This window comes from Microcystis sp. M090S1, from assembly GCF_020246295.1.
GTDB classification, from domain to species: Bacteria; Cyanobacteriota; Cyanobacteriia; order Cyanobacteriales; family Microcystaceae; genus Microcystis; species Microcystis aeruginosa.
The window spans coordinates 1-12,826 of record NZ_JADBTF010000514.1 but is presented as its reverse complement, the minus strand read 5'-3'; the positions used below and the strand labels follow the sequence as shown (position 1 = coordinate 12,826).

Annotated in this window: 9 protein-coding genes; 1 reads left to right on the top strand and 8 read right to left on the bottom strand. The window is 42.5% G+C overall.

The annotated features are described in order from the left end of the window. Window positions 1-198: 198 nt before the first annotated feature. The 8 genes from IM477_RS22765 to crtH form a co-directional block, all read right to left on the bottom strand. Window positions 199-471, bottom strand: a complete 273-nt coding sequence (locus tag IM477_RS22765) for a hypothetical protein (RefSeq protein WP_190720580.1) — start codon at window positions 469-471, stop codon at window positions 199-201. Window positions 472-476: 5 nt separating this feature from the next. After that, on the bottom strand, window positions 477-1,196 hold the full coding sequence (locus tag IM477_RS22760; RefSeq protein WP_287733575.1) for a hypothetical protein: 720 nt from the start codon (window positions 1,194-1,196) through the stop codon (window positions 477-479). A gap of 121 nt (window positions 1,197-1,317) precedes the next feature. After that, window positions 1,318-3,063 (bottom strand): diflavin flavoprotein, encoded by a 1,746-nt coding sequence (locus tag IM477_RS22755; protein ID WP_287733574.1) that lies wholly within the window; start codon window positions 3,061-3,063, stop codon window positions 1,318-1,320. Window positions 3,064-3,219: 156 nt separating this feature from the next. Then, window positions 3,220-3,720, bottom strand: a complete 501-nt coding sequence (locus IM477_RS22750) for a phosphate-starvation-inducible PsiE family protein (protein ID WP_002763297.1) — start codon at window positions 3,718-3,720, stop codon at window positions 3,220-3,222. 276 nt (window positions 3,721-3,996) lie between these two features. Beyond that, window positions 3,997-5,721, bottom strand: a complete 1,725-nt coding sequence (locus IM477_RS22745; RefSeq protein WP_287733572.1) for a diflavin flavoprotein — start codon at window positions 5,719-5,721, stop codon at window positions 3,997-3,999. A gap of 554 nt (window positions 5,722-6,275) precedes the next feature. Further along, on the bottom strand, window positions 6,276-6,761 hold the full coding sequence (locus IM477_RS22740) for a DsrE family protein (protein ID WP_147070726.1): 486 nt from the start codon (window positions 6,759-6,761) through the stop codon (window positions 6,276-6,278). A 140-nt stretch (window positions 6,762-6,901) separates the two neighbouring features. Beyond that, window positions 6,902-8,581, bottom strand: coding sequence for an ABC1 kinase family protein (locus IM477_RS22735; protein WP_287733571.1), 1,680 nt, complete (start codon window positions 8,579-8,581; stop codon window positions 6,902-6,904). A 264-nt stretch (window positions 8,582-8,845) separates the two neighbouring features. Further along, window positions 8,846-10,357 (bottom strand): carotenoid isomerase, encoded by a 1,512-nt coding sequence (crtH, locus tag IM477_RS22730; RefSeq protein ID WP_287733570.1) that lies wholly within the window; start codon window positions 10,355-10,357, stop codon window positions 8,846-8,848. Between the two features lie 383 nt (window positions 10,358-10,740). On the opposite strand from crtH, the gene IM477_RS22725 reads away from it, so the two are divergent. Further along, a complete protein-coding gene (locus IM477_RS22725) occupies window positions 10,741-12,645 on the top strand; it encodes a polysaccharide biosynthesis protein (RefSeq protein WP_287733568.1) in 1,905 nt (634 codons plus the stop codon). Window positions 12,646-12,826 lie beyond the last annotated feature (181 nt).

Below are 12,826 nucleotides of genomic sequence, written 5' to 3'. Positions count from 1 at the left end.
GGGCAATAACCTATCGGTGAAACCGTAGATTTTCTATCCGAATGCTTCGCCCGTACTTTTTGCCGCAAACCCTACTTAAGTTTAGATGAAGTATGACGGGATTTGGCATCATCCCCAGCATTAAGATAAATCCTATAAAATACCTTTAGTTTTTAACAAGAAAATTCGCTAATCGGGGAAAAGGTGAGGAGAGAAAGCTTAGGAAAGCCGATAGGAGCCGTGACGTTGGGCATAATAATCGAGAATTGCCGTCACCAGAGGGCGATCGCTTTCCTGAAAAGTCTCGGTATAGTTAATTTCTAGACTACCGATCTGACTTTGGTGATAATCGAATTGTTGGAACTGCTGGGGAGTGAGATGGGTTTCGACCCCCTGAACCTGTTCTAAATGGCTGGCTAACTCCCGATAGATAGCCAAGGGCATTCGCGGATAAATAATGGTTTGTTTTTGTTGAATAGCAATCGATCGCACGGGTTTTATTCTCCTGATTCGGAAATATTATAGCTGATCGAGGCTTGCGGTGCGGCGGCGGGTTCGGGGACACCATCCCCTAAACGACGGGTAATAGTTCGACCGTATTGTTCTAAGACAATATAGGGGTTATCGGGATTAGTATCGATCGCTTTAACTAAAATTAAACCATTAGAGAGAGTAGAACCGGGGATAACTCGACGTTCCGTGGCTTCTCCGGGGGCTTTCACGATCGCCATGGCAGTGGTAGGTAACTGGACGATGCCCGATACTTGCACTTCTTCCGCTTCCGTTGGTTGCGGTGGCGGCGGCGGCGCTTTAACTATCGGTCGTCTGGGAGTGGGACGATTGCCTACGGATGCGGATGGGGGTGCGGCTGCGGTAGCCGCCGGAGTCCCAGCTGGGGGTTTTTCTTCCGCTGTAATCGTAATATTTGGTTGTAGGGGAAAGGGGGCAAAGGGATCGCTGCGACCGCGATTAATTTCTGCCCGTTTTTGGTCAGGATCGGTAGCGGGAATCAATCCCGCTACCCTTGGGGGGGTTGGTTCGGTGGCCGGTTGCACAGCACCGCTAAAGGCCGGTGGTTGGGCAGCCGGGGGACTGGGAGAGGGGGTGGGGGTTTCTTGGCTGGGCGGTGGGGATTGATTAGCTTGGTTAGAAGCTGGACATCCCACCAACAATAAAGCGACACTCCCCACCGATAGGATTAGCGGCAATTTTTTCATACGGAAACAAAGACAAAATGGCCCGGTCGGACAGCCTTAGATAATAACATAACATTTGTTTCCCAGAAATCTAGGCTGATTACACGGGGAAAGTCAGGAGCTTTGCCCCGCTAGTCCAGTTTTAATACTGACTACCGGATTTGCGATGACCGATGGCGGTGACACCGTTACTATCCAAAACTTGACCCCGCTCGACGGTAGCATAGACTAACCAGCGATCGCCGCAGAGTTGTCGCTCTTTGACCGTACACTCTAGATAGGCGAGACTTTCGCTTAAAATCAGACAGCCATTTTCCCCGACTTGGGTTTCTAATCCCGTAAAGACATCGCCGCCAGATTTGATGCGATTGGAAAAATGACGGCGTAAATTGCGCCCTTCCTTGAGAATATTCAAGGTAAAGGCGGTTCCCGAGTTAATTAGGCGATCAGCGGCTTGTTCGTCAGCAACGGCGATAATTAGCCCCGGGGGGTTAAAACTGGCTTGGGATACCCAAGAGGTCAGGAAACCAGCATGATCCTCGCCCTGACGAGTGGTGAGAACAGAGAGGGAACCGACAATCCGACCAACGGCCTGGGCAGTGCGATCGATTTGTGTTTCGGTCATTCCCTGTTGGGGAACCCGCAATTTTTTGGTTTTTTTCAAGGTCTGGGCGAAGGTTTCTCCAGCTAAATAACCTGCTTGTAAACAGCTTTCTGTGGGGCTAAAACGCACGCGCAAAGATTCAAAACCGAGGCGATAATTAGCATCTTTGAGTTTAGTTTCAATTAAATCTACAGCTTCCCCACTCCAACCGTAGGAACCAAAAACCCCGGCTAATTTAGTTTTTGCTGCCGTGGAAAGAACGATTCCTAAAGCGGTTTGGATCTGGGTAGGAGCGTGACCGGCTAAGGTGGGAGAACCGATAATAAATCCGTCACAATTTTCGATCGCTTGACTAATTTCGGCGGGGGTGGCAAACTCACAATTTATTGATTCTACGGCCAGATCATTTTCTAATAATCCTCGTTCGATCGAGCGGGCCAGGGTGGCAGTATTTCCGTAGGCAGAAGCATATAATAAAGCCACTTGTAGAGGTCGAGTTTTTTGTTCTTGACACCAATAACGATAATCGTGGGCAAGACGACTAAGACTATGACGAATTATCGGACCGTGGGCGGGTGCATAATATTGGGCGGGAAATTCTTTAATTTTGTCGAGGGCTGTTTCTACCGCTTTGGATTGCACGGCATGGAGACAATCAAAATAATAACGACGATCCGCGTCTAATTGTTTCCAATTTTTATCCCAAAGAGCGTCACTGCACAGATGTACACTAAAGAATTTATCGCTGTATAAAATTTGGGTTTTTTGGTCAAAAGTGCAGATACCATCAGGCCAGCGCGGCGTAGGGACATTAATAAAACTTAGTTGATGACCTTGCCCTAAATCAAGGATTTCATCGCTTCGTATGCCCAAAATTTGGGCATCGGGAAAGGCATTTTTAAGGGTATTGACGGCAGATTTAGAACAGAGGATGGTGATTTGATGGGTGGCGGCTAATAAGGCCTTTAAAGTGACGATACGGTTGGGATTAACGTGACTGAGAATCAGATAATCGAGACGATGTAAGGAGATATATTGACGAATTTCTTCTAAATAAATTTCGGTGAAGGATTCTCCAGGGGGATCGATTAAGGCGGTTTTATCGCCACAGATAAGATAGGAATTAGCGGTGGTTCCCCGTTGACGAGCATATTCTATTTCAAATTTTAATCTGTCCCAAGTACGGGAGCGAAAAACCCAAGTTTTATCGGCAATTTCTGCGGTTTGAACATCGCGAGAGCGATTATTAATAGCAGGATTGGAAATTAAGGTAGTAGTGCTCATAATTGTTAAGTTGGGTGTTGGGTGTTGGGTTTTAGGGTTTTAGGGTTTTAGGGTTTTAGGGTTTTAGTTGAAATTACCCTATCTCCCCATTTCCCTATTCCCCCATTTCCCTATCCCCTTCTAACTGATAACTGATAACTGATAACTGATAACTGACTAAATTTTGCTGTTTATTTCAGTTAATTCTTTAACTAAATGTTGACGATAACGTTCAGAAACTTTTTGTTCAGGATCGATACCTTCAAAGGTGGGAGGAAGCCAAACTCTTAACACCATTAATGTACCAAGAACTATTAGAAAAGCACAGGCAGCTAATACTTGTGTCCAATTAGTTTCTAGGACTCCTCTGACAATTAATTCTCGCAAAACCGAGACGATAGAAACTTCCACGGCAACACCGATAGAAACTCGTTTTTCTTGCAAATAAATAATCAACAATCGGAACAATTCTACTAGAATTAAGAGGAATAAAATATCGGCGGTAATAATCCGAAATTGAATCGGTGGCAGCAGAGACATAAACATTTCTCTGACTTCTAACACCATGAAGCTAAATAAACCGATACAGAGAGAAATGACAATTAAATCTTGAATCATTTCTAAGACTTGCACTACTCGCACCATCATTGGGGAAGGGTTTTTAATTGGTTCGTACATTTTATTTCTCCTAAGATTGATAGAATTGGATGTTTCAGTTATCAGTGAGCAGTAAACAGTAATCAGTGAAAAGAAAGCGGCAACTTCCTACTTAACACTATCCACTGAACAATCAAATCTGATAACTAAGTAGGTGGGTGGAATTAAATATAAGATGAACGTAGGTTGGGTTGAAGCATGAAACCCAACGCTCGCATGGGTTACGCTACCGCTAACCCATCCTACAAATAATTGTGCCTCCCTACTTAATAACTGATAACTGATAACTGATAACTGTTAATAATGATTGCCAACTTTGCGATGATGGACAGCAGTTAAGACATCTAAACGGGCAACTCGTCCGGTATTAACGGTACAATAAACTACCCAATGATCGCCGCAATCTAAACGACTGGTGACTTCACATTCTATGTAAGCTAAGGCATCCGCTAAAATTGGTGATCCATTATTGGCAGTATAGGTTTTAATGCCTTCAAAACGATTGGCACCGGGAGAGAAACGCTTGAGGAAATGTTTCATTAATTTCTGGTAATTATCCTCAGCTAAAACATTTAAAACAAAGGTATCGCTAGGCTGTAAAAAGGATACCATTGCCCGATCTTTGGCCACTGCAATCGCCACACCTAAAGGATTTAAACTTGCTTGTGTCACCCAAGAGGCAATCATGGCACTAGATAAATCGGCTTTTTGGGAAGTAATTAGATACAATCCGGTACTAATACGGCCTAAAGCTCTTTCTAAGTCGTTGTTAATCGATTTAATTTGTTTAATCGTTTTTTCTCGGCTTAACCATTGGCCGAGGTCGGTTCCTGCTTCATCGGCAATAAAATCGAGGGATTGATTGGGATTATCTTTAACTAAAAGAGGAGGAAAAGCTTCGATCGCGACCATTTCCTGTAATTTATTTCTCAAGGGAAAAATTGGTTCATCTTCCCCACCTCCTGACTCAAATAATCCTACCGCTTGTTTGCCATTAACTGCAGCAAGAATCGTGCTTAAAATCGTCTGGTTAGTCAGGGAAGATTGGGGAGGCATTCCGATGACAACTCCCTTAGACTGATTGATTAATTCTCTGACTTCGTGGGGATCAGCATTATTCATATCGACTAATTCTGTCACCACATCAGTTTTAGTCAGACCCTGACTAATCATAGTAGCTAAATGTTCACTTTGTCCGTAATCTTGGGTAAAGAATACAGCCACTAAAGTATCGGCAGAAGTTTGTTCTTGACTCCAATTTTGATAGCGTCCCACCCAATCAGAAATATGGTGTTTTAATAGGGGTCCGTGACCGGTGGCAATGAGATTAATCTCAAATTTCTCGATTCTTTTAATTGCCCCTAAAACTGAACGAGCATTCGGTCGCATCAGACAGTTATAATAGGTTTGAAAATCGGCTTCTAGCAGGTCTTTTTCTCGATCGTAGATTTGATCATCACAAAAGTGCATTCCGAAGGCATCACAGGTAAAAAGGGTGGCAGTTTTAGCATCAAAAGTGAAGATAGTATCAGGCCAATGAAGATTAGGGGCTGAAACAAATTCTAAGACATGACCATTGCCTAAATCTAAAGTATCACCACTTTTAACGATTAACTGTTTAAAGGGTCTGTGTACCATGTTTTCGAGGAATTGCATGGCAACTTTTGCCCCAACCACGGTAACTTCTGGGACTAATTCCAAAACTTCTTTGACTAAACCACTGTGGTCGGGTTCGGTGTGACTGATAATTAAATAATCAAGATGATTGATGTTGATTAGTTTAGTTAATTCCTCCAGATAAAGGCGATCAAATTTGCGGTGAGATGTATCAATTAGGGCGGTTTTTTCCCCTTGAATAACAAAAGAGTTATAAGTGGTACCGTTTTCTAAACCAAATTCGATATCAAAACGATCGCGATCCCAATCCAAACAGCGCAAGGTAAAAGTATTTTCGGCGATTTCTTGGATTTGTGTGGTTAAACGGCTGGTTTTAGCGGGTTTTGGGGTGATTAAAGCAACCATAATTTTTATCTCCCACAGGATTTGATTCGGAACTGCATTTGCTTAATTCCTATGGTGACTTGCTTTCAGCGATTTGTAAAATACCAATTACTCAAGTAAATGATTAGCTAGATTTATATAACCTTTTCTCTATGGTTGCGAGTATTAATTTGAGTGCTGGCCTTGCCGAATCAAGATCTGAATACTAAATCCGGTTATTAAAGACTGATTATTTATTGCCCCTTTTGCCTCTTGCATGAGTAGCTTTTGCCTGTCCTGATATGTAGCCTATACTCAACGGATTTAGTATGAGTCCCTCGGATCGATTTCTCAACGTTTGTCTCTGGCACTTTTTTGACTAAAAAAGTGCCAAAACCGTTTTCTAGTAGGCTTCCAGTAATATTCAGCAAACCCTAGATAGTCAACAGCTTAGCTTTCTGGGAGGGCGGTCCACGAACCAAGAAAAATGGTATAACGACTGAGTCAAGAGCGGCCGCTCTTTTAAGCAAAAATAAATCTACTAATAATAGAGACCTTATTGTTAAGGTCTCTAGATTCTCTAGAAAATGCTAGATTTACCAGCTAATTACTTTAACCGTTTCGTTAAATAAATTTGCTTCTAGGGAATCGGGGGAACTTGTCACCACACCGGCAATTAGATCTTCGGGTTTTATTGCTGCTTGTTTCATACAGGAGGGACAAATTAAGACTTTTCCCCCTTGACTGATGAAATCTACTAACATTGCTTGCAGGGTTTTACCGGTGATACCGTTAGTGTGTTGAGGAATTGTCGTTGCGGCGAGGTGTACCCCTGTAATATTCAAAAAAATAGTGGTTGAGTGACCTTTTTTCAACATATTGGTGGCGACACCAATGGCCATTGCAGCTCGCCAAGGATCATCGGTGGTTAAATTAACAAATAAATCGGTTTTTTGTTGACCGACAGCAATTATTGCTTCGTTAGTTTGTACTGGAGAAACGCCAGGATTAGCCAAGACTGGGATAGATGTAACTAAGGATAATCCGACCAGGGAACTAAGGGCTAAAGATTTTAACAACATTTTCCTGTCCTCTTGCTGCTGGGTGCAATGAAAACATTTTCATTATGATAATTTCTGGAAATCTTGTCAACAGACAGCCCGTCAAACTTTAATTTTTGTTGCCGATAACAAAAACCATCTACTAAAAAAATGATAATTATTTACTTTTCTAACATTTTATCTAATCTTTCCTGAATCAATAAAGCCATGGAAGAACGCAGAAAAAATAAAGCAAATAACCCGGCTAAACTGAAGGGAATAATGGCCAGTTTGCTATAGTTGGTGTCTAATAAAAATATGGCTGAGATAATGCTAAATCCCAATAGACAGACATTAATTAATACTTTAATTCCCAGATAAATTCTTTTCAGAAGTCGTTCATTTTCCCGTGACTTAACTTGAAAAACTAAATTTCCTCGCTCGATTTTTTCCTCTAATTGACGGATCATTCTCTCGTTTTTATTACCTTTTTGCCATTGCTGTTTAAGAAAAGTGCGCGCTTGATTAGCTAGGGTAAGCATGGTGTTGGTAGTTCCTCCCGATACCGCTAGACTTTTCACAAAAGGTTGACTAGCTGCTAATAAATTATACTGGGGATCTAAAGAGCGGGCAATCCCATCCAAAGTGGTGACAGATTTAATAATAAAAGTCATTTGGGGAGGTAAGCGAAAAGGTTGCTGTTTAAACATTAAATACACTTGATCGCTAATTTGTTCAAAGGCCCTCACATCTACCGGTTTATCGCGAAATTCATCTAAGAGAAACTGCACGATATTTCGCACGGGTTGCAGCTCTGCAACGGGTTCAATTAACCCCATATACATCAAGGTTTTTAAGACTGTTTCCGTATCCTTTCTCAAGATAGCGAAAAAGGTTTCAATCATTTGATCTTTAGCGACGGACTTTAACTCGAACATCGTGCCGAAATCGTAGAAAATTAACTCCCCTTCCTGACTGACTGCCATATTACCCGGATGGGGATCCGATTGAAAAAAACCATCCTGTAATAGTTGTTTGAGATAGGAACAGATCCCCAGTTGAATAATCCCATCTACATTAATACCGTTAGCTAGTAAAGTCTCTCGATCATCCACTTTAATCCCCGGCACATACTCCAAAGTTAATACCCTGCGGGTGGTATATTGCCAGTAAACTAAAGGAACTTTTACCTGAGGATAATTCTTAAAATTTTCCCGAAAGCGATCGGCATTTTTGCCCTCATGAATATAATCGATTTCTTGAAAGAGTAGCTCAAAGAATTCTTGGTAGATAGCTTCTAAATTATATTTTTTCACCACGGGGAAAATATTTAACCAACGGGTGAGACGATGCAACAATTCAAAATCGAGATTAAATAGTCCTTCCAGATTCGGTCTTTGTACCTTAATAACGACCTCTTCCCCACTTAATAACCGCGCTCGATGCACTTGTCCTAAACTGGCACAAGCGAGGGGAGACACGGTAAAACTTTCAAATAAATTATCTAGGGTTTGTCCTAATTCTGTTTCAATAACTCGGATCGCTTCTTGACTATTAAATTCGGGAACTCGATCCTGTAATTGGGTTAATTGTTCGATATATTCGAGCGGAATTAAATCTGCTCGCGTCGATAAAGATTGCCCAATTTTAATAAAAGTTGGTCCTAAATTCATGAGGCGATCTACTAACCATTTCGCTCTCCTTTGCCGTTTTTTGCCCCTATTAGCCCCCGTTAAACGATCCCAGAGCAAAAAAGTCAAAAACTGCATTGTAAAGCTAAATATCTCCAATTGACGAACAATCGGCGCTCGCAAGCTTTGCTGCCAATGTAAAGATTTGGGGGAATCAAAAGGAGTAAGCATCAGTTATCAGTTATCAGTTATCAGTTATCAGTTATCAGTTATCAGTTTTTATTGGCTGCATTGGTGAGTAATTCCTCTAAAATAAGCTGCCCGCGCCTTCAGCAAAACCGATCTACAGCGTTTCTCGTCAAGATGAAGTATAAATTAAACCTTGCCGAAGTAAAAACTCCAGTTGCAAAAACGCGCTTCATCCATCTGAGAAACGCTGTCAAGTATTCCCTTCCGGTTTAAGAATTCGCCGGTAAAAATCCTGATTTTCAGCTTTTAATCTCTGGGACGAGGCAAACCGAGATCTACCGCTAGACGATGACTGCAAGCAAAACCAGAAAAGGCCACCGCGTTTAATCCTTGACCGGGGAAGGTACTATCTCCCACACAATAAAGATTAGGAATAGCTGTGCGATTAAAGGGCATTCCTAATAAGCCTAACAGTTTTCTTCGCGGTATTGGGCCGTAACTGCCATCGATTCTATTCAAAAAGCGGCGATGGGTGCGGGCCGTGCCAATTTCGATATAATCTAATCCTGTATCTAGTTTGGGAAAGAGTTTTTTCAGGCGATCGATTAGACGATTAGCAGCGGCCTCTTTTTTCTGTTGATATTCTTGGGGGGGCAGTTTTTGCCATTGATCAATCCAGCTAGGGGTGAAAGTATGAATGATATGATGGTCCGGGGGTGCTAGGGAGGGATCGAGTAAGGTAGGAATAGAAACAAAGATAGTTCCCTGTTCTGCTTCCATATTTTCCCAATCTTCTAGTAAAATATGGTGACATTCGCTTCCTGACGGTAATACATCGGCCTTGACTCCCAGATGCAAACTGAGGAAACTGGGGGATTTTTGATAGCGTTTTTGCCAATTTTTTTCACTGCGGGGGAGAGATTCCGGGGGGAGTAGTTTCTCGAAGGTATCCCAACGGGTGGCATTAGAAACAATCTTTTTAGCGTAATATTCCTTACCATTGGTCAATCTTACCCCGATCGCCCGTCCTGCATCTAAAATAATCTTGGTAACTCTCGCTTGATACTGGATTTCACCACCGGCTTTTTCCAATCCCTCGACTAACTTGAGAGCAATCTGTCCTACTCCCCCTCGGGGATAGTTAATTCCGCCGTAATGGCGATCGCTAAAGACCATTCCCGCATTAATCATCGGAGTGCGATCGGCGGGTACTACCGACCAACAATAACATTCCATATCGATAAATTTCAATAATTTCGGGTCTTTAATATATTTTCTGGCCACATCTCCCGCATTTTGGGGTAAATACTTGACCAATCCCAAACAGGATAAAGGATGCTGGAAAAAAACCCTAGTCAGATAGCGGGGTTCTTCCAATGATAGTAAATCCATACTATTGAGGCAATTAAACACCTGCCAGCATTCATCGTAAAAGCGCCGGATACCAGTTTTTTCTGCGGGAAAATGGCTAATTAATTCCTGTAAAAATTGTTCGTAGTCGCGATGAACTTTTAAGTCTAATCCGTCCGGGAGATGATAATGAATCTGGACGGGATCGGCAATGGTTTCGATACTCATATCCACCGCTGCCAAAGCTTTGGTTAAGAGGTTAGTCGTCCCCTTTTTGCCAAAACCAAAAATCATCGAAGCACCCACATCAAAACGATAACCCTCTCGTTCAAAATAACCTGCGCTGCCCCCCGGAATCAGATAACTCTCTAAAACTAAGACTTTTGCCCCTTTTGCCGCTAATTGCGTCGCTGTCACCAATCCCCCGATTCCCGACCCAATCACGATCGCATCGTACTGATTACTCATAACTTGACTCGATAAATTTTTGTGTCAATTCTTGATTTTAACCTTGACTAGCGGTGATTTATCGGCTAGTTTGCGGGAGCAGAAAATTTTTGGGGAGAGATGAAAAGTTGGTAAAAGGAAAAAAAGTCTTGACAAATCCCGCCACTTGACATAATTGGGTTTGGGTGATATCATCTCCGGAAAGACAGGTAGCGCTACTGTTATAAAAAATATTGGCTCTTCTTGTTTCTGTGTGGAAGGGAGAAGAATAGGGGGAATTTTCCAGAAATATATTCTTCAAAGCCCTGCCTAGCAAGACTCGTCCGAATAATAAGGACTGATTATCGCACAAAGTCGAGAGGAGCTAAGTAAATTTACCTTAAGATTAATTAATCAATTGGATAATGTATAGAAAACTGGCCAACAAAATCCTTAAATTAGCTAATTCCCTATCTAGGTCATCGAAGCGATCTCTTTTAATTGTCACCGATTGCCTGATTTTTTGTCTGACCATCTATCTAGCCTTCTCTCTCAGGTTTAATCTTAGCCTCGAATATGAGCAAATTAGACCTTTTTTAGGGCAAATATTGGGATTAATTGCCGTTAAAACTCTAGTTTTCTCTCTCAAAGGCATTTACAGTCCCGTAGTACGTTATACAGGCTTAGAGTTTCTTTCCTCCGTGCTGCAAGCAGTCCTCTATAGTTCAGGGGTTTTAATCAGTATTGCCTACTTTCAAGGGGATGCCTTTTTGCCGCGTTCAGTCCTGATTATCGACGCATTGTTAACCCTAGTATTGGTTATTGGGATCAGATTGTTGATTCGTTCTGTCTTTCACCGTCTGAATATTTACGTCAGTAGTGTCGATAGAGAACCGACAATTGTTATCTATGGTGCGGGGGTTGTGGGTCGTCAATTGGCACGTTCCCTACAAAATGACCCCAACTATCGTTTATTGGCCTTTGTTGATGATAATCCCGATTTGCAGCACCGAGTGATCCAAGGCTTTAGGGTTTATCCCCCCTCTCAATTGGCACTACTGCACCAAAAAACAGCCTTTGACTGGGTTATTCTCGCTATTCCTAATGTAGCCAAGGCCAGAAAGCGGCAAATCATCGAAAGTCTAGAAACTTTACCCATCGTCATTAAAACCGTCCCTCCCCTCTCAAAAATTTTATCGGGAGAAACGACCATCAATCAGATTCGCAGTGTCGATGTCTCGGAATTATTAGGACGGGAAGAAATTCTACCTCATTCCGAACTTTTGGGAAAAAATGTCACCGGTAAAGCGGTGTTAGTCACCGGGGGTGGTGGTTCCATCGGTTCGGAATTATGCCGACAAATCGCCTTCCTCAAGCCAAAATGCCTGGTAATCTACGAATTAAACGAGTTTTCTCTCTACAAAATCGATCTTGATTTAAGCGAAAATTATAGCGATTTACGCAAGTATGCCTATCTAGGCAATGTTCTCGACCGTAATCATCTGTCCCGAGTCATCCAACAACACCAGATTGAGACAATTTATCACACGGCCGCCTATAAGCACGTTCCTCTTGTGGAAGCCAATGCTAGTCAGGGGGTTTACACTAATGTTTGGGGAACCTTAAATGTCGCTCAGACCGCGATCGAGAATTCAGTTAGTAATTTAGTTCTCATTTCCACCGATAAGGCCGTCAGACCGACTAACATTATGGGGGCCAGTAAACGCTGTGCTGAGTTAGTTATACAAGCTTTGGCCGCTTTACCCGACACTTCCACCTGTTGCGCTATCGTCCGCTTTGGCAATGTTCTCGATAGTAGCGGTTCCGTGGTGCCGCGTTTCCGGGAACAAATCGCCCAACGTAAGAATATTACCCTCACTCATCGCGATATTATTCGCTATTTTATGTCTATTCCAGAGGCGGTGCGTTTGGTTATACAAGCAGGAGCCATGGCCCGAGGGGGTGAGGTATTCCTGTTAGATATGGGTGAACCGGTAAGAATTTACGATTTGGCCCTACAGATGATTCGTTTAAGTGGCTTGGAATTAGGACAAGATATCGATATTGAAATCACAGGATTAAGACCGGGGGAAAAACTCTACGAAGAATTATTAATCGATACCGATAAAGCTCGTCCCACCCCTCACCCAAAGATTTTTTGCGCTCATGAACACTTTCTTGCTTGGGACAAATTGCAAATCAAATTAGAGCAACTGCTTAATTATATTCAAGTTAATGACCGTCAGGGCTTAGTTAAGTCCCTACAAGATTTAGTTCCTGAATACCGGACCCCGCAGCAAATAGCCGGTCATTTGTCAAGTAAAAAGTGAAAGAAAGTAGTTTTAGCGAGTGCATCCCACATTTGCAGAAATACCGACAATTAGCAATTATCAGTGACTCTTAAATTAGTACAAAAATATGAACAATCGCGTGTAAGCATCCCACCGAAAAACTAATGCGCTCCGGGGTTTGGGCCCCAACGGGGGGTTTGGGTATGGTTGATTCATGAAT